At 40.2% G+C, this 18,642-nt stretch carries 14 protein-coding genes; 9 read left to right on the plus strand and 5 right to left on the minus strand.

Going from position 1 to position 18,642, the window contains the following annotated elements; translation table 11 throughout:
* Window positions 1-266: 266 nt before the first annotated feature.
* A complete protein-coding gene (locus VB732_RS00005; protein WP_323228743.1) occupies window positions 267-1,754 on the plus strand; it encodes a HAMP domain-containing sensor histidine kinase in 1,488 nt (495 codons plus the stop codon).
* 571 nt (window positions 1,755-2,325) lie between these two features.
* Complete coding sequence (locus VB732_RS00010) at window positions 2,326-2,994, plus strand: AIM24 family protein (RefSeq protein WP_323228745.1); 669 nt, start codon at window positions 2,326-2,328, stop codon at window positions 2,992-2,994.
* Between the two features lie 224 nt (window positions 2,995-3,218).
* Here VB732_RS00010 and VB732_RS00015 read toward each other — a convergent pair whose 3' ends face one another.
* The 3 genes from VB732_RS00015 to VB732_RS00025 all read right to left on the minus strand — a co-directional run bounded on the left by VB732_RS00015 (window position 3,219) and on the right by VB732_RS00025 (window position 6,786).
* Entirely contained in the window at window positions 3,219-4,673 is a 1,455-nt protein-coding gene (locus VB732_RS00015; RefSeq protein ID WP_323228746.1) for a DICT sensory domain-containing protein, read from the minus strand.
* A gap of 233 nt (window positions 4,674-4,906) precedes the next feature.
* Window positions 4,907-6,394 (minus strand): UDP-N-acetylmuramoyl-L-alanyl-D-glutamate--2,6-diaminopimelate ligase, encoded by a 1,488-nt coding sequence (locus tag VB732_RS00020; protein WP_323228748.1) that lies wholly within the window; start codon window positions 6,392-6,394, stop codon window positions 4,907-4,909.
* Between the two features lie 53 nt (window positions 6,395-6,447).
* Complete coding sequence (locus VB732_RS00025) at window positions 6,448-6,786, minus strand: glutaredoxin family protein (RefSeq protein WP_323228750.1); 339 nt, start codon at window positions 6,784-6,786, stop codon at window positions 6,448-6,450.
* A 65-nt stretch (window positions 6,787-6,851) separates the two neighbouring features.
* On the opposite strand from VB732_RS00025, the gene VB732_RS00030 reads away from it, so the two are divergent.
* The 7 genes from VB732_RS00030 (at window position 6,852) to VB732_RS00060 (ending at window position 13,856) form a co-directional block, all read left to right on the plus strand.
* Entirely contained in the window at window positions 6,852-7,040 is a 189-nt protein-coding gene (locus VB732_RS00030; RefSeq protein WP_323228751.1) for a DUF4089 domain-containing protein, read from the plus strand.
* A gap of 124 nt (window positions 7,041-7,164) precedes the next feature.
* Window positions 7,165-7,920, plus strand: a complete 756-nt coding sequence (locus VB732_RS00035) for a DUF2993 domain-containing protein (protein ID WP_323228753.1) — start codon at window positions 7,165-7,167, stop codon at window positions 7,918-7,920.
* Between the two features lie 104 nt (window positions 7,921-8,024).
* On the plus strand, window positions 8,025-9,719 hold the full coding sequence (gene crtO / locus VB732_RS00040; protein WP_323228754.1) for a beta-carotene ketolase CrtO: 1,695 nt from the start codon (window positions 8,025-8,027) through the stop codon (window positions 9,717-9,719).
* Window positions 9,720-10,463: 744 nt separating this feature from the next.
* Complete coding sequence (locus VB732_RS00045) at window positions 10,464-11,207, plus strand: tetratricopeptide repeat protein (RefSeq protein WP_323228755.1); 744 nt, start codon at window positions 10,464-10,466, stop codon at window positions 11,205-11,207.
* Window positions 11,208-11,263: 56 nt separating this feature from the next.
* A complete protein-coding gene (locus VB732_RS00050) occupies window positions 11,264-12,136 on the plus strand; it encodes an NAD(P)-dependent oxidoreductase (protein ID WP_323228757.1) in 873 nt (290 codons plus the stop codon).
* 63 nt (window positions 12,137-12,199) lie between these two features.
* Complete coding sequence (locus VB732_RS00055; protein WP_323228758.1) at window positions 12,200-12,514, plus strand: hypothetical protein; 315 nt, start codon at window positions 12,200-12,202, stop codon at window positions 12,512-12,514.
* Between the two features lie 187 nt (window positions 12,515-12,701).
* Window positions 12,702-13,856, plus strand: coding sequence for a histidine decarboxylase (locus VB732_RS00060; RefSeq protein ID WP_323228760.1), 1,155 nt, complete (start codon window positions 12,702-12,704; stop codon window positions 13,854-13,856).
* Window positions 13,857-13,930: 74 nt separating this feature from the next.
* On the opposite strand, the gene VB732_RS00065 is transcribed toward VB732_RS00060, so the two are convergent.
* Together VB732_RS00065 and VB732_RS00070 are read right to left on the minus strand one after the other, a co-directional pair.
* Window positions 13,931-17,314 carry an amino acid permease gene (locus VB732_RS00065; RefSeq protein ID WP_323228762.1) on the minus strand — a complete coding sequence of 1,128 codons (3,384 nt, stop codon included), beginning with the start codon at window positions 17,312-17,314 and terminating at the stop codon, window positions 13,931-13,933.
* Between the two features lie 235 nt (window positions 17,315-17,549).
* Window positions 17,550-18,434 (minus strand): ParA family protein, encoded by an 885-nt coding sequence (locus VB732_RS00070; RefSeq protein WP_323228764.1) that lies wholly within the window; start codon window positions 18,432-18,434, stop codon window positions 17,550-17,552.
* Between the last annotated feature and the right edge of the window lie 208 nt (window positions 18,435-18,642).

Genomic DNA, 18,642 nt, shown 5'->3' on the forward strand with positions numbered 1-18,642 from the left:
TCTAATGAGTAAAGTTCTTAACTTATTACTTATTACTCATTACTTATACGCAAAGCAGCTTGTGAGAAATGCGGGTATAAGTGTTTTTCAGCCCATAAGTGCGTAGGCGTAACCCGTCGTAGACATCGCTATATAGGGGAAATTGCGCCCGAATTGTTCGGTTCTACCACTTTCAATAGCACACAAATAGTTATAACCTCGGAGGTAGTAGTGAGATGTCTACCTTAGACGCTGTTAGTCGCTCTTGAATTAAGGGGTGAAAACTTGTGTACGAATGGATATTGCCAAGCCTGAGCGAAATCTTGGCCCAAAATCAATCAAGTGTGGCTGAATGTTCACCTGGTAAAGCAGAGCGGCAGTGGCGTGTTAGCCTCGCAGCGACAGAACATTTGCTATTAAATACTTTAGCAGGTAATTCGGTTGACACAACCCAAGGATTAGTTTTAGCTGCACCCGCACCCTTATTTAGCCAGCCAAAACTGACTCAAAGTTTACAAACAGTCACTTTTACAGCAAAACCATTTAATCCTTTGGCGCTGATGCCATTTCAGATGCCAGATGTTATTGCACCCATAGATGAAGAAATCGCTCCTCATGAATCGGTACTTCCCTTATTACCTGCCGATCCTCTCGGTGCAGAGCAGTTTTGCTTAGTTTTTACTGATAAATTTAGATTAGTACTGGTTCTAGCAACCCATAAAAACGGTAAAAAAACCTTTTCATTTTCTTTTGAGCCGGAAGTAGTACAGCAAGCTTGGCGATCGCTCGGAGCGAGGGTAATGCTGGCTAATCCAGAATTTTTTGCCCGCCTGGATGTATTGGTACAACAGTATTCTCCGGTAGCACCAGATTGCCGGATCATGATTCAGTTTAGCCAGTTATTGCTTCAGGAATTAACAGAAGCAGAAGGGACTGGAGAAGAAGCAGGGGAGCAGGGAGCAGGGAGCAGGGGGAAAAATACCAATTCCCACTTCCCAATTCCCAATTCTCAATTCCCAATCCCCAATCCCCAATCCCCAAATCCTGATGTAGAATTGCTGCAAGCTTTCGCTCACGAAGTCCGCACACCTTTAACAACTATTCGCACCATGACTCGTCTGCTGCTGAAGCGGCGAGACTTAGATGCTAGTGTGATCAATCGTTTAAAAATTATCGATCATGAGTGTACAGAGCAAATTGATCGCATGGAGTTGCTATTTAAAGCAGCAGAACTAGAAACTACTGCCTCAGCAAAACCGTCAAAAACTCAACTCACGCCGATGTCTTTAGATCAAGTGTTACAGCAAAGCATTCCCCGTTGGGAACAGGCAGCGCATCGGCGGAACTTAACTTTAAATGTTGTTTTACCTCAGCAACTACCAACTGTGGTGAGTAATCCTATGATGCTGGATCAAGTACTCACTGGTTTGATAGAGAATTTCACTCGTAGCTTACCCTCTGGTAGCCATATTCAAGTACAAGTTATTCCGGCTGGAGATCAACTTAAGTTACAATTATCGCCTCAATTTGGGTGCAAAGATTCGAGTAAAGTCGCCACACCTGCAACACCACCAATTCGCAAAGCCCTTGGTCAATTGCTGATGTTCCAACCGGAAACGGGTACGATTAGTTTAAATATTGCCGCAACGAAGCATTTGTTTCAAGCGATCGGCGGGAAATTGATTGTGCGCCAGCGTCCACACTATGGGGAAGTTTTGACGATTTTCCTTCCCTTAGAAGTCAGCAATAAACATAAATTAGGAGCTGAAACTTAGGAGTGAAGATTATTGAAGAAGAATTCAGAAGTCAGAATGGGCTAAACGCCCCGCTACCGCTAACAGGAGTCAGAATCAATCAGTCGGGGATTCAGACCGGCGCAGGATTGAAGACCACCACATTTTCAATTTGGTGGAGGTCTTAAACCCAATTATTCTCTGAATTCTGACTCCTGATTCCTGAATTCTGTTCGATAAACTATTTTTTAAAATTATAAATTCACTCTAAATTAACCTGAGTTAAAGATACCTCTCCCTGCCTTGAACTTTCGTTCAAGTCTGTCCCTCTCCGAGTCGGAGAGGGACAGGTTTTATGTAGTAAAAGGGAGAGGTCTTTCTATTTAGACACAATCTTTGCAACACATTCTTGGGCCAAGACGCGATGAATCGCGTCTCTACAAATGGTGTATTTGTCGCATTCCTTTCTCAAATTGGTATAATTTGTCTCACATTAAATTAAACAGTAATTAAATTTCTCTAACTTGCCATTTGTAAAAATAGATGCCAAAAATGTATATAAATTCTGGCTAAAAGCCGAGTACAAATTTGTGTACACATCAACAAAAAAATTATGGCAAGTTTTGAAGTAATTGAAAAAGAAAGCTTACGTTTAGTCAAGGTAACTTTGCAAAACGAAACAGTACGGACTGAATCTGGTGCTATGTACTATATTCGTGGCAACGTTCAGATGCAATCTAAAGCCCCTTCAGCAGGTGGATTTTTAAAATCCTTAGCCACGGGAGAAAACATTTTCCGCCCTACATATACAGGTACGGGTGAATTATATTTAGAGCCATCTTTATCGGGATATCACATTCTACAACTAGATGGTAGTGAATGGATTTTAGATAGTGGCGCTTACTGGGCCAGTGATGGCACTGTAGAAGTGGGAGTTGAACGAAACAAATTTGTATCAGGCTTAATTGGTGGCGAGGGTTTGTTTCAAACAAAAGTTAAAGGTAGGGGGAAAGTGGTGATGGTAGCACAAGGCCCTGTAGAAGTAATCAATTTACAAAATGACCGATTAGTTGTTGATGGAAATTTTGCGATCGCTCGCACAACTACCTTAAATTATCGCGTTGAAAAAGCTACTAAATCTCTTTTAGGTGCGATGACTTCTGGTGAGTTTCTCGTCAATACTTTTGAGGGAACGGGGACTGTATTACTGGCTCCTGTACCTTATTGGCAAGTTATGATGCTCCGCCAAATTACTGCTGCAATCCCAAAAACTTCGAGCTAAAAATTATCGGCAAGTTTGAAATAGCAAGGAATTAAAAACTAATTATTCACAATTGTAATCACTTAGGTGGTAATTAAAGTTTTAATTCCTTTTGTTAACTTTTTAAGCAAGATAGATTATCACAAAATTTGTGATGCTGTTTTTTGTTTAACTTTGAATAAAGGCAAAGTTTGGATAGCACCACAAAATTAATTTGGGGGATAATCATAACCGATTACTCATTTTCATATTGCGATCGCTCTTGGAGTATCGGCAACAGTTGGCAGTTGCACTGTAAATGTGGAACCTTCATATAATTTACTTTTTACAGAAATAGATCCGCCACAGCGCACTAGCAATTGTTGTACTATTGTTAACCCTAAGCCAGCACCAGCATAATCTTCAGTAGCTCCTGTACGCACCCGATAAAATCGGTCAAAGATTTTGGAAATCTCGCTTTCGGGAATACCGATACCTGTGTCGCGGAATTCTAATTGAACATAATCGCCTTGAAGACGCGCCCGCACCCATACTTCACCGCCATTAGGGGTAAACTTAATGCTGTTGTGCAGCAGATTAATTACAATCTGCCTCAGCCCACCGCTCACACACCAAATAGATGGGAGTTCAGTGGGTATGGTGTAGGCTAGCATAATCCCCTTTTCTTGGGCTAGAGGTTGGTACGTACTGACTACACCAGGTACAATCTCTGAAAGGCGCACCGACTCCAAAGCCAGCCCCTCCAAATTACGTTCTAGTTGCAACAGTTCCAACAAACCTGTAATTAGAGAATTCTGCTGATCGCACTGGGTATTTAACATCTGTAAATAACGTTGTCGTTGCGGGGGTTTCAGATTAGGAGAATTCAATAACGAAAGTGCTGTTTTGATATGCGTTAGAGGTATACGCAGTTCTTGACAGAGATTCTTGAGATATTCATCTTGGAGTTGTTCTTTATTGTGCAGTTCTTGATTTACCTGCTGCAACTTGGTAGTGCGGGCTGTGATGATTTGACGATTGATTTCATCCTGTCGCAGGAGTTGTTTAGCGAACAGTTGAGCCATCGTTGCGGCTTGGGGCATAGTTGGACAAATAAAATCAGCAGGTACAATTAGCGATGATACTGGTGCGATCGCTTGTCGGATACCATCTAATACTTTCTGAATTATTCTCCCTTCAACGGTAGTTATAATCAGCAATGGCTGATTTTTATTAGTATTTACCTTCGCGGATGCCTGATTTTTGCGTTTTTTAAGTGGCCGATGAGCCAAAATTAAACTACAAAACTGGGGCGCTAACACCATCAGAAAGTTCTCCCGTCGCAGTTGGCTATCTGGGGATAGGTGAACGGTGACATGATGAGGAGATGAGGAAGATGAGGGAGATGAAGAAGAATTTTCTTCCCCTCCTCCCTCATCTTCCCCGGCTTCCGCTTTTCCATTCTCGTCAATCTGGCAAGTATAAATGAGACTAGACGCACCTACCGAAGATTGATAACGCGCTAATTCTGATTGCCAAATTTTTTCTGGTGGTAGCTTCGCCCATAAAGTGGCTACAATTTGCTGCTCAATTAGTAAGTCAATTTGCGCTCTCACCAGTGATAGCAGAGTCGCAGGACTGAGGGATAACGGTTTTGGAGGCACTTGCACTCCCATAACCACTTGATAAACAGACAGATCCTTGGCCAGAGAAACATTCATGAGTCAAGCACAAAAGGATGAAGCAACAAACAAATCTGTCTTCGATTTTCACCTTTATGTGTGCATTTTTTACAAAATCCCCGCAGAAATAAACATTAGCTGTAAAAAATCTACTTAAGAGGGAGTGGGGCAGGGAGCAGGGGGCAGGGGGCAGGGAGCAGGGAGCAGGGAGCAGGGGGCAGGGAGCAGGGGAAGAAGAATTATTGCCCAATTCCCAATTCCCAATTCCCAAATTAACGTCTTTGGTGTAAAGCGTCGCGTGCGTGTTCTCGGTCATCAAAATGGATTTTTTCAGTGCCGAGAATTTGATAGTCTTCGTGACCTTTGCCAGCAAGCAACACTCCATCACCTGGTTGTGCTTGTAAAATAGCGGTACGAATTGCTGTAGCCCGATCGCAAATTACCATTGGCTGAACTGTTGGGTCAATTCCTGCCAAAATATCTTCTAAAATCCTTTCTGGGTCTTCAGTCCGGGGATTATCTGATGTCACCACTGCTACATCAGCTAACTCAGCAGCAATTTTACCCATTTTTGGGCGCTTGGTGCGATCGCGATCGCCACCGCAACCAAACACACAAATCACCTTGCCAGGTATAAATGGACGTGCAGCTTTGATCAAATTCTCCAAGCTATCGGGTGTGTGGGCATAATCCACAATCACGCTAATATCTTGCTCAGGTTTAATCTGTACCCGTTCCATCCGTCCGGGAACTCCAGGAAACTCAGGTATCACAGATGCCACTAACTGCAAATCTAGCCCCAAGTGTAAAACTGCTCCTACGGCTGCTAAAAGGTTTTCTAAATTGTATTGTCCGACTAGTGGCGATCGAAAAGCTACATCTCCTTTTGGTGTATGCAATGTACCACTGACACCATTCGGCTCGTAACTTAAATCACTCATCCATAAATCGGCGCTGCTGTCGTTGACGCTGTAACTCCAAACTCTTTCAGAATCCGACGAGGCAATTAACCGCTTTCCATAAGAGTCATCAGCATTAATTATTGCCCGTCCCTTGAGATAATCAGGACTAAACAACAACGCTTTGGCGGCAAAGTAATCTTCCATATCGGTGTGATAGTCGAGATGGTCTTGGGTAAGATTACTGAACACCGCCACATCAAACTCACAACCTAAGACTCTACCTTGGGCTAAAGCGTGGGAACTAACTTCCATCACGCCGAACTCACTACCAGCCTTTACCGCCTCTGCTAGCTGTTGTTGTAGTTCCACAGCAAAGGGGGTAGTGTGGGCAGCCGTTTGCTCAAAACCTGCCCAACGAGTGTAGAGAGTGCCCATCAAAGCTGTAGCGAGATTAGCTTTGTTGAGCAGAAATTCAATTAGATGAGTGGTTGTAGTTTTGCCATTTGTCCCAGTCACACCTACCAGTTTGAGTTTTCGCCCCGGATAGCCATAAAAAGCACTGGCTATCTGGGCACAAGCTTGAGTTATGTTACTTGCACTGATGACTACAGCCTGATTTGTGGGGGGATTTTTTTGTGCAGCTTCGGGGGAGACGATCGCAGCCACAGCCCCCGATGCGATCGCACTTTGCCAAAATTCCCCACCATCAACCCGCGTTCCTGGCATCCCAATAAACAAATCTCCCGCACTACAAGCATGGGAATTCGTCTTCAAACCCCTAACTTCCACATCCTCTATCGGATGGCTAGGCAATTGTTCAACACTATCTACCGCCGTTAGTAATTCCCGCAATTTCATTTTGTGAACCTCGTCACCTTCTTAATCTTGCGCTTATTCTGCATTATTTTTTTCTAATTGGCTAAATACTTACTTAACATTTGCTCTAACTGCTGCACACTAGCACGAGGAGAAGGACGCGGCAATGGTGCTTCTATAATTTCTTCCTCCGCGATGGCGGCTTGGTGAATCAGCGCTGTAGGCGGGTTTCCCGCCGTAGGCGACTGTGAACCCGGAGGGCGGTTCGATAAATAAAGTATCGGCACTTCATACTGGTACGCCGCGAACCAATCTTCACGAGTCGTAATATCCCTAATTTCTAGCTCGAAACTGAGATTTTGGATTTTTTCTAGCTTTTCTTGCAAGCCTTCGCATAAATGACAGCCGGGTTTACTGTATAAAATTAATCGCATTGGTTATTTGAGTTGTGGTAAGAAGTTATTTTAGAATAACGAGCCGCCAAGGACGCCAAGGAAAGATGGAAGGTATGAGTTTTGATGCAGGTGAGTATGTTGATCTTATGGCGTTGTTGTTGGATTTGCAGCTAAGAGATGAGTATCGGGATGGGGTGGTGGCAAATTTTGAGAGAATTATGGCGATCGCTAACCTTGTTAATGAGTTTCCTTTAACAGAGGACATTGAAGCTGCACCTATATTTGAACCATAGCCCTGTACATAAATTACGAATTACTATAATCCTCCGACTTAACATATACCTCAATATAGATCCGCTCTTTAGCATCTAGCCTTTACAGTAAAAATTAAGAAGACATTTATGAGTTAACTGATTCATGCCTGATGAACATCGCTTAGAAGAAGAGTTTCTATCCCAAGAAGCTGAAAGGAGAATATCCGAAAAGCTAGATGGAGCAGAAAAAATAGAAATAGATATACAAACTGATCTGTTGAAAATAGTTCAGGGACAGGCGGATGGAGTTTCGGTTGCAGGACAAGGGTTAGTCATCGAAAAAGATGTTCGCGTACAGGAAATTAAACTACAAACAGAAAGTATTAACATCAATCCCTTAAGCGCTCTTTTTGGGCAAATAGAACTCAATGAGCCTGTAGATGCCGTAGCTCGGATTATACTTACAGAAGTAGATATGAACCGGACATTGGCATCAGATTTTGTTCGCAGCAAATTGCAAGATGTTGATTTGGATGTAGATGGCAAAATTGTGAGTTTTGAAGCACAAAAAATCGAAATATTTTTACCTGGTGATGGCAAAATAGAATGCAGGGGAAAAGTGCTGTTAAAAGAAAAAGGAAACACTCGCGTTTTTGGTTACACTGCGATCGCCCGCCCACGCACTCATTCACAACCCGCGATGCTGGAGAGTTTTAACTGCACTGAAGGAGGGGGAATTTCCATCGAAGTAGCTACAGCTTTAATGCACAAAGCCAAAGAATTGATGAATATACCATATTTTAAATGGGAAGATATGGTGTTTCATATTAAAGATATAAAAGTAGAAACTGGTAGCTTAGTGCTTCTCGTAGAAACTCAAGTGAGGCAAATACCATCATCAGAAATATTATCTCCTTAGTAGTATTGGCAGTAGTTAAAAATAATTTTTGCTACTGAAGGATGATGTAAAATTAGTAAAATGTTTCTAATATTTAGAAAGCTACTTATTTCTAAATTCCAACTATGCAAGAGTATGATGTTGTGCTAATCGGTGCTGGACACAATGGCTTAGTTTGTGCAGCTTATTTGCTAAAAGCTGGTTATAGTGTCCTGTTACTAGAAAAGCGTTCTGTTCCAGGTGGTGCAGCAACAACTGAAGAATGTTTACCTCAAGAGGCTCCTGGGTTTAAATTTAACTTGTGTGCTATCGACCATGAATTTATTCATTTGGGGCCAGTTGTTGAAGAATTAGAACTAGAAAAATACGGCTTGCATTATTTGGAGTGCGATCCAGTTGTTTTCTGTCCTCATCCTGATGGGAAGTATTTCTTAGCACATAAGTCGCTGGAAAAGACTTGTGCAGAAATCGCTCGTTATAGTGAACGTGATGCCAAAAAATACGCCGAATTTGTAGATTATTGGCAACGAGCGATCGGTGCAATGATTCCGATGTTTAATGCACCGCCAAAGTCAGTTATAGATATCGTTGGTAACTACGATATCAAAAAATTCAAAGATTTATTTTCGATGATCGGTTCCCCGAATAAAACGCTGGACTTTATTCGCACCATGTTAACCAGCGCTGAAGATTTACTTAATGAGTGGTTTGATGAGGAATTTCTGAAAGCGCCATTAGCCAGACTCGCAGCAGAACTTGGTGCGCCGCCATCACAAAAAACCCTTGCCATTGGTGCAATCATGATGGCGATGCGTCACAACCCTGGAATGGCCAGGCCACGCGGCGGAACTGGCGCACTTGTGCAAGCTTTGGTGAATTTAGTCACAAGTAAAGGTGGCGTTATTCTCACAGATCAGCATGTTGAAAAAGTTTTAATTGATGATGGCAAAGCTGTTGGTGTCCGAGTGGCTGGTGGAAAAGAATATCGAGCTAAATATGGGGTAATTTCCAATATTGATGCCAAGCGGTTATTTTTGCAAATGACTGATAAAGCCGATGTTGATGGAGCCGATCCTGATTTATGGGAAAGATTAGAACGCCGCATTGTTAATAATAACGAAACTATCCTCAAGATAGACTTAGCTTTAGACGAACCACTGCACTTTCCATACCATGACCATAAAGACGAATATCTCGTTGGTTCTATCTTAATTGCTGATTCTGTGGCTCATGTAGAACAGGCTCATAGTAAATGTACCTTGGGAGAAATTCCTGATAGTGACCCATCAATGTATGTGGTCATGCCTAGTTATTTAGACCCCACATTAGCACCACCAGGTAAGCACACCGCATGGATTGAGTTTTTTGCTCCTTATCAAATTGCTGGTGCAGAAGGCACTGGTTTAAAAGGTACTGGTTGGACAGATGAATTGAAAAACCAAGTTGCAGATAAAGTGGTGGATAAGTTGGCAAATTATGCACCGAATGTCAAGAATGCAACTATCGCCCGTCGGGTAGAAAGTCCAGCAGAACTAGGAGAAAGATTAGGTGCATACAAAGGAAATTATTATCATGTTGATATGACATTAGATCAGATGATATTTTTCCGTCCCTTGCCAGAAATAGCTAACTATAAAACGCCAATTGAGAATCTATTTTTAACAGGTGCAGGGACTCATCCAGGTGGTTCGATTTCGGGAATGCCGGGACGCAATTGTGCCCGTGCATTTTTACAAGCAAAGCATCCCATTAGCCAAACTTTGAAGGATGCACGCGATTCGATTAAGTCAACTGTCGAGTCGGTATTTGGAATTAATTAGGTGCTTTAAAAATAGAGCCTATTATGATCTATTTTTTGCCTTCGTGTCTTGGTACTGAAAATATAATTTTCGTATCAAAAAGACATGAAGGCATTATTGAAAATATCCTATTTTTACAGCTATTTTCACGTAAATATACCATACGGCAGGGGCACAGCAATGCTGTTCCCTTACGATAGATGTGGTTTAAGTATCAATACAGTTCAGATAAGACCAAAACACTTGTAGAGACGGCGATTTATCGCGTCTCAAAAGCCCAAAATTTTGCCAGTAGCCCTTGACTGAACCGTATTGGTTTAAGGACATGAAAACTGCTGTAAATATAAAATCGCTTTCATCTGCTGTTATCAATAATTAAATTAATACACAAAGATAAGTAATTTTAATGATGATTTGGTTAAATATTTGCTTGATAGAAGAAAGCAAGTAACATCATTGTTTAGTGAAAAACTAGTAAGATCCTACTCTTTTTAATTAAAAGAGAAATTACCAAACGCTTGTAATTGCAACCTATAGAGCAACACAAATAATTGTTTTTTTAGTGAAATAGGTTCTAAGCAATTGCTTTATGTATATTTAATATGATAACCTAGCGTACGCTTGAATTTAATAAATATCTATGCATTGTCAACAAAGCTCTTTCTGAAAATATAAGTCAATGAATGGTTAAAAACTAGTGTATTTTGATAATACTCAAAAAACGAACAACTTTTAACATCACCTTATAAGTTTTGTAGGTACAGCATGGTTTTTCAGCGCTGCTTGGTTGCATCTGGCTTGATAACTTTCTTCGCATTTGGCTGTAGTGGTGGGGCAAACTCATCGACAGAAAATGCTATACAAATTGTGCAAGAAAATAACGTAACCCAGCTTTTTATAGAAGCGAAGGCTACGCAAAAAGCAGATGATTTCTTTCATCAAGGTAATAATTTATTAGATGGACAACGTTATGAAGATGCAATAAAAGCTTATGACAAAGCGATCGCCATCAAAGCTGAAACCCCTGAAGCTTGGATTAACCGTGGCATCGGCTTGACATCCTTGCAACGCTACCAAGATGCTTTAGAATCTTACGACAAAGCGATCGCCATCAAACCCGACAGATATGAAGCTTGGTATAATCGTGGCATAGCCTTGACATCGTTGCAGCGTTACAAAGATGCCATCGCATCTTACGATAAAGCGATCGCCATCAAACCCGAAAAATATGAAGCCTTGATTAACCGAGGCATTGCTCTGACAAAGCTGCACCGCTACCAAGACGCTATAGCATCTTACGATAGAGCGATCGCCATCAAGCAAGATTTGCACCAAGCGTATTACAACAAAGCTTGCTCTTATGCATTGCAAAGCAATCTCAAATTAGCAATTGAGAACCTAGACAAAGCAATCAAGCTGGTTCCTGATAAATATAAGAAATTAGCAAAAACTGATCCAGACTTTAGCAAAGTGCGTAGTGAAAAGCAGTTTCAGGAATTACTGCAATAGTATTTTTTCCCTCCTCCTCAGGTAGAATATAAGCTTGCTGTAGCAATTATTTACACATGAAAAAATTGTTAATCACCGGAGCAAGTGGTTTTCTAGGATGGCATCTTTGCCAACTTGCAAAACAAGAATGGGAAATTTATGGCACTTATTTATCCCATTCTCTTGAAATTCCTGGCATGAAAATGCTAAAAGTGAACTTAACAAATTTTCAGGAATTGCAACGCATATTTAGCGAAGTTAAACCAACAGCAGTGATTCATACTGCTGCCCAATCACAACCAAATTTTTGTCAAACCCACCCTGAAGAATCGCACGCAATTAACGTTACAGCATCCTGTAATATTGCCGGACTTTGCGCGGACAACTCGATTTCTTGTGCTTTTACCTCAACCGACTTGGTTTTTGATGGCTTAAATGCACCCTATCAAGAGGCAGATGTTGTGTGTCCTGTCAACCTTTACGGTGAGCAAAAAGCGATCGCAGAAGTAGGTATGTTAGAAAGATATCCTATGACAGCAGTGTGTCGAATGCCTTTAATGTTTGGTGCAGCCACACCTACAGCAAAAAGCTTTATTCAGCCATTTATTCAAACTTTAAAAGCAGAAAAAGAACTAAATTTATTTATAGATGAATTTCGCACCCCAGTAAGTGGAACAACTGCCGCCAAAGGACTTTTATTAGCTTTGGAGAAAGTTAACGGCATCATTCATTTAGGTGGCAAAGAGCGAATTTCCCGTTATGATTTTGGACAAATATTAGCTGAGGTATTTCAACTCCCCACCATCAGTCTTAAATCCTGCCGACAAAAAGATGTAAAAATGGCAGCACCTAGACCAGCAGATGTTTCTTTGGATAGTTCCAAAGCTTTTGCATTGGGGTATCAGCCTTTATCTTTACGAAAAGAATTGCAGAAATTAATCAATAGTTAATAATCAGATTGTATTTGTTTTAGGAACTTCCAGAAATTAAATTATTCAATTTTAGGAGCGAAGATGATCATTAGATACTTCCTCCTCTGCAACGCCAGCTTAGACTACGTAAGTTGTAAGGGACTTTCAAATAAAAAAATACTCAAAAAACTGGCGAAAAAACTTTCTCCTCCTTATTCCTCTGTGTCGCGCCAGTTGCTACAACGGGGGGAACCCCCGCAACGCACTGGCTTCTCTGCGCGGCAGTCGCTCATGGGGGAAACCACGCCAAGATGCTTCAAGTCGGCAAAGCCGCCCAACGCACTGGCTCCCCAAGACCGCGCTGCCTTGTCTCTGCGGTTCGTTTATTTGGATAATTTATTTCTTGAAAGTCTCTAAGGGTAATCTACTTATGTACAAAAAAATGGGTGTAAATACTGAAGACTTCTCAGTATTTACACCCTATTCTCTTCAGTTGTAGAGCTACATTGCCGGATTATTAAGAAAACATAAAGGTATGCATTAATACGTAAAATTTCGATTAAAACATCCATTAACTCAATCAAAGTTCAAGAGATACAAAGATATGTCAAGTAAAGTCACTAAAGAATTGGCAGATTTTTTGCTGCAAATAGAACAGCGATCGCAGTTTCATGCAGGCTACCCATATAATTTAAGTTGTGATTACAGCTTGATAGCTAAATTTTTCAATCATCTATTAAATAATGCTGGAGATCCATACATAGAGCCAGATTTTGGTCTCCATTCTCGTAAATTTGAACAAGAAGTATTATCTTTTTTTGCTCACCTCTACAAGATTCCAGAAAATGAGTTTTGGGGTTATGTTACTGCTGGTGGAACTGAGGGGAACTTATATGGAATGTTTTTAGCAAGAGAAATTTACCCTAATGGGATACTTTACTCATCACAAGACTCTCATTACTCAATTCCCAAAGCCGCAAAATTATTCCGCATTCAGCATAACGTTGTTAATTCGCAAATTAATGGAGAAATGGATTATGACCATTTTGAACAACTCCTTAACAAAAATCGTAGTTATCCAGCCATTATCAATTTAAATATTGGGACTACCGTCAAAGGTGCAATTGATAACTTAGACAAAGTTATAGAAATTTTAGAACGCAATCAGATTAAGGATTACTACATTCATTGTGATGCTGCACTTTCAGGATTAATATTACCGTTTTTAGATGGCGCTCCACAAGTTAACTTTCAAAAACCTATAGATAGTGTAGCTATTTCTGCAAAATTCATTGGTTCGCCCTTACCTTGTGGTGTAGTTTTAACCAAGAAAAAATGGGTCGAAAGAGTTGAAATAGAAATTGAATATATTGGTTCAAAAGATACAACTATTCTGGGATCTAGAAATGGTCATACTCCCCTAATCCTTTGGTATGCAATACAAACAAGAGGTTATGAAGGATTAGCTAAAGAGGCAAATACCTGTATTCATAATGCCCAATATCTTTTCCAGCAGCTTCAAATCAGAGAATATCCATGCATGTTAAATAAGTTTTCCAATACTGTCGTGTTTCAAAAACCTTCTCAAAGGTTAATTAAAAAATGGCAGTTAGCAGTTTTTGAAAATTGGGCACACATTATCGTTATGCAGAATATTGATTGTAAGAAAATTGATATTTTTATTAATGAACTCTTGTTAGAACAAGGGTTACTTGAGAATGCAGAAGACTTTCAACTACAACCAGTACTACAATACTAACCTAGATTTTTAAGTGGAATTCATTGCTCAGTTTGGCAAGGTATTATTACAAAGAAAATTTGATAGGAACAAATTTATCTCTTTAAAAAGTTTTTGTAACACAGGTTAGCAGCAAGTAGCATTTCTACTTCTGCACTCCCCAGAGGTGGTAAGAAAAAATACCCTTGTCCATAATCACATTGTAACGCCTTCAACTGTGCTAATTGCTCTACAGTTTCTATCCCTTCTGCTGTTACAGACATATTTAAATTATGAGCTAATGTCACAATCGCTCTAACAATTTCCAAATTTTCTCCTCGGCTACCTATATTAGTTACGAAAGAACGGTCAATTTTAAGGGTTTGAATTGGTAGGCGGTGTAGATAACTCAAGGATGAATAACCAGTTCCAAAATCATCCATGTGCATCTCAACATTTAACTCTGTTAACTGAGAAAGCACAGTGGTAGCTAATTCAAAATTATCCATCAACAGGGTTTCCGTAATTTCCAACTTCAAACTGCATGGGTTCAATCCAGTTTCTTGCAAAATATGTTTAACTTGTTTAAATATATCGGGTTGCGTGATTTGTTTCCCAGAGAAATTTACGCTAATTGTCAGAGGTAGCGAACTAGGAAATTGTTGATGCCATCTATGCATTTGCTGGCAGGCTTCAGAAAGCACCCATTGCCCGATATTAAGAATCATTCCAGTTTCTTCGGCTAGGGGAATAAAGTCTTGAGGGGAAATAAAACCTCGTTCTGGATGATACCAACGGAGCAGGGCCTCAAATCCAATAATTCTGCCAGTTGTCAATGAAATAATTGGTTGGTAATCAAGGCGAAATTCTTCTTGTTTGAGGAGGGCATTTCGTAGAGCAGTTTCTAACTCTAAGAGCAAAGATGCACCCTCAAACATCTCTTGGTCAAATACCTCATAACGTGCCTTACCAAGTGATTTGGCACGGTACATTGCAACATCAGCATCGCGGAGAATCTGTGCTGCTTGTTCATAATCTGGTTTACTTAAAGCGATGCCAATACTAGCATTAGTAAAGACAAGATGCTCATGTAATTGAAAGGGCAAAGCTAGCACTTTTTTAATGCGCTCGGCTACCTGTATGGCGAGGTTAATATCCTCAATGTCTTCAATTAAGATAGTGAACTCGTCTCCACCAAAACGAGCAACGATATCTTTGCCTCGCAGAACTGATTTTAGCCGATGAGAAATGTCGATCAAAAGTTGATTTCCCAGTAGATGTCCCAAGCTGTCATTAACAACTTTAAAACGATCTAGGTCTAAGAATAATACCGCAAATAAATAATCATTTTGCTGCTTTTTGCATTCTATTGCCTGTTGCACTCGCTCTATAAATAATCGTTGATTAGGTAATCCCGTTAGCCCGTCATGAAGACTATTGTGCAGTAATTGCTCTTGTGCTTGTTCACGCTTAATAATGTCTTGTTCTAGTTGTTGATTTACTCTAATAAGTTCAACTGTGCGTTCTAGAACCAGTTGCTCAAGCTGATAACGATATTGCATTAATTCCTCTTCTACTAACTTCCGCTTAGTGATATCGCGGATAATAACAACATACTCTCGAAGCTGAGAATTAAATGGCTGTGAAATAGTCGATTCAACAATTTTTAAGCCTTGGTTTGTTTTTAATGTTTGCTCAGTCCTGATAGACCATTGCTTTGGTTTGCCACGATAGGATATTAAGAGTTTATTCAAGTTTTGTCCAAGCAAATGCCGACCAGTTGTTTGAAATAATTCTTCAGCTGCGGCATTTGTCTGACAAATTTTACCGTTTTGATCTATGACTAAAACAGTATCTGGAACAGTATCAAGAGTAGTGATAAATAAGTTTTTTGCTTGTTTGCGAGCCTCATCAATAGCAACGATTTGTGGTAGAGTTGTCCAGCAAGCGATCGCTACCCCAATCAAAGAAAGCGTCACTAACAGAATAGCTAGTAAAGAGTTGTGAGGATTATGCGAAACTCTGCCTAATAAATCGCGGATAACCCAACTGCTTGTGGCAGTAATGCAAATTAACGATACTAGCACCATCACTTGTAGTATCAGAAAATCTGAATTATTTTTACTAGACCAAGTGTAGTAACGCTGTGTCCACCATTCCATCTGTAATGGCGCAAATCTCAAGTTACGTAGCCATACATCTCCTATCATCAGAACAATGGGTAATAATAATCCGACTAAAAAATCTCTCCAATTCCAAGCTAAACCTCCTACTATTAGAACTACCGCTTCTATAAGGAAAAAACCAAGTGACCACCAAGGCCATAAAACGTGAGATTTTCCCCGACATAGCCATAATCCTAGATGTAATCCCATAATGGACATCAGATAACAAGTGCCTGCTACTGTCACAAGTTGAGATACATTTCCAAAATTTAGACACAGCAAACTGATTAGAAAGGTAATGAAGATAGCAGGCCCAAGGACACCTTGACGGGAAACTAATGCAAATATGGGAGCAATTTGTCTATCTAAGGCGAGTTGGTATAATATCCGGGGAGAGTTAGAAACTGCCGTCGCCGAACTTAGAAGGCAAGATACAGTAATCAAAAGTGTGACTAGAAAAAAGGCAGATTCACCCCAAAAAGGCTTAGAAGCCGCTACCAGATTTAAGAACGCATCGTCACCTATTGTGGAATCTGGAGCCGAATACATTAATACCCAAGAACCACCTAAAAAGACTGGAGGAATTAGCCAAGCAGCCACGGTTAAGAACTTTAAGGTTTTATACGGATGGTGGCTATCAGCAACAAAAGAAGAAGTAGTTTCGCAAGCATAAATTGAATAGCTAGCCAGAAAAAACCATTTTGCCCATTCTGCAAAGCTCAAGCTATGTGTGCTAGCTGGAATAAATTGAAAACTAGTAGTTGAAAATGCCAACCATAAAACACCTTGAATAGAAAACAATAGCATTAATAAAATTGCTGGGAATACAAAAAATAAATGTAGGAGCGCTAAAGCACGAGTTCCACTGAAGGCTAAAATAAAAGGAAGTGCTGTAAATAGAAATTTTAATAAAGCTTCTGGACAAGAAATACCTAATGTTTCAAAATTTACTTTAATTAGGTTTGTAAGAATAATCGCATACAAAGCAGGTGCTGCTGCCCAGCTAAAAAAGTATCCTAATGCTACATAACGCCCAAAGCCAGGAAAATTTTCTAATAGCCTCGTGGTATAGTTTGGCGTTCCTCCGGCGACATCTGGCCAATTTCTACCTAGACTTTGTACCTGCAAGTTCAGTAAAAAAGAAATGACCGTGCCAACCAACCAAACTAATATCGCTTTAGTCCCTAACGCAGCATGAATAATAGGTGCAGTACCAATCCATCCCACATGACCTGTTAAGCCAAAGCCCCAGGTTTCGAGATAACTCAGTGTCCGTGGTAGTTGTATTACCAAGTTCTGATTTTTCTCTGTCGGTATAGAATTTTTAGTAAGCATTGTTTCTTAGTGAGATTTACTGACCTTTTCACTCAATAGCCGAATCTCGCTATATATAGCTTCCGTATAACTGCTGAACTTATGAAAAAGAGAACTTAGCTTATAGCAATCTTATCTAATTTATGAAAATTCGTGCTGTCCAGATCCCCAACTTCGTAAAAGTTGTTGGGGATCTAACCTTTCACGAATAATTTCAGTCTGCTATATTAGCCTTATTAGCTCACTGGTTGGGTCTTTATAGCTTTTGCAGCAACTCCTGAGTTAACTGAAAAAATGCTTTTGAACCAGCTGATTGGGGAGCATTTAAAACTGCTGGCATAAAACTATCAACAGCCTTCGCAACATTGACATCGACTGGTATTTGTACTTTACAAATTTTTTCTACCCCAAAATCTTCCACAACTCGGTGCATTACTTGTTTATAGTATCTCCCAGTGAGAAGGTTAGCACTAGACATGCTGAATATAATTCCCAGCATTTTTATATCTATTTTGGTTTCATGTCCATGACTGTCTTTTAATTGGGCAATGCGTCTTTCTAGAAGTTGAATACCCACTACAGATAAAGGTTCTGGTTTTGCAGGAAGGATGTAGAAATCGCTGGCAGCTAAAGCGCTACGAGTCAATAAATTATATCCAGGGGCACAATCGAGAAGGATGAAATCATATTCTTGACGGACTGGTTTTAAAATGTTATTGATTAGGACTCTTTCAAAACGATTCCAAATTGTTTCAAAGTCCTGCTCACCTAATGCAGTTGCTTGTTTGTGTAACATTTCGGAAACAACGAATTCATCATATAAGTCGATGTCTCCTGGTAATAAATCCAGCCCAGGAAGATTGCAAACTTGGGATTGAATGATATCTTGAATTGTCAGTTTTGCTTGTGGGTCTGGATTGATCACTTCGTCAATCAAATACCTAAATGTCTTACTTTGTTTACGACGCTTGGCAAAATCTAAAGGCGACATCAAACTGAGTGTGGCACTAATTTGGCTGTCTAAATCAAGGACAAGCACCCGCTTGCCATGATTTTTAGCTAAACAGGTAGCTAAGTTGACGGTGAGGGTGGTTTTACCAACGCCACCTTTCATATTTGCAGTAGCAATTACATATCCCATTGGTTGAGTCCTCTGTTGACGCATTTATATCTAGGTAGCGTACACCTCTCTCGATTTTAGGACTGACGCAAAACTACACGCAGTTAGGGTAATTCATCAATTGTCCATACAGAAAAATCAAGGTTTAGGTTATTTTTTGCGTAAGTCCTAGATTTATTAAATCTTCCATTAAATTTAATATTTTTAGAAGCTCAAAAGGTGAGATCGT

The sequence above is a fragment of the Nostoc sp. UHCC 0252 genome (genome assembly GCF_034931145.1).
In the GTDB taxonomy this organism is placed as follows: domain Bacteria; phylum Cyanobacteriota; class Cyanobacteriia; order Cyanobacteriales; family Nostocaceae; genus Nostoc.

Bases quoted from the DNA above. Each gene is read 5' to 3' on its own strand.
- VB732_RS00065 (WP_323228762.1), bottom strand. From the start codon at position 17,314: ATGCTTACTAAAAATTCTATACCGACAGAGAAAAATCAGAACTTGGTA.
- VB732_RS00025 (WP_323228750.1), bottom strand. From the start codon at position 6,786: ATGCGATTAATTTTATACAGTAAACCCGGCTGTCATTTATGCGAAGGC.
- VB732_RS00070 (WP_323228764.1), bottom strand. From the start codon at position 18,434: ATGGGATATGTAATTGCTACTGCAAATATGAAAGGTGGCGTTGGTAAA.
- crtO (WP_323228754.1), top strand. From the start codon at position 8,025: ATGCAAGAGTATGATGTTGTGCTAATCGGTGCTGGACACAATGGCTTA.
- VB732_RS00055 (WP_323228758.1), top strand. From the start codon at position 12,200: ATGATCATTAGATACTTCCTCCTCTGCAACGCCAGCTTAGACTACGTA.
- VB732_RS00020 (WP_323228748.1), bottom strand. From the start codon at position 6,394: ATGAAATTGCGGGAATTACTAACGGCGGTAGATAGTGTTGAACAATTG.
- VB732_RS00035 (WP_323228753.1), top strand. From the start codon at position 7,165: ATGCCTGATGAACATCGCTTAGAAGAAGAGTTTCTATCCCAAGAAGCT.
- VB732_RS00030 (WP_323228751.1), top strand. From the start codon at position 6,852: ATGGAAGGTATGAGTTTTGATGCAGGTGAGTATGTTGATCTTATGGCG.
- VB732_RS00050 (WP_323228757.1), top strand. From the start codon at position 11,264: ATGAAAAAATTGTTAATCACCGGAGCAAGTGGTTTTCTAGGATGGCAT.
- VB732_RS00045 (WP_323228755.1), top strand. From the start codon at position 10,464: ATGGTTTTTCAGCGCTGCTTGGTTGCATCTGGCTTGATAACTTTCTTC.
- VB732_RS00010 (WP_323228745.1), top strand. From the start codon at position 2,326: ATGGCAAGTTTTGAAGTAATTGAAAAAGAAAGCTTACGTTTAGTCAAG.
- VB732_RS00060 (WP_323228760.1), top strand. From the start codon at position 12,702: ATGTCAAGTAAAGTCACTAAAGAATTGGCAGATTTTTTGCTGCAAATA.
- VB732_RS00015 (WP_323228746.1), bottom strand. From the start codon at position 4,673: ATGAATGTTTCTCTGGCCAAGGATCTGTCTGTTTATCAAGTGGTTATG.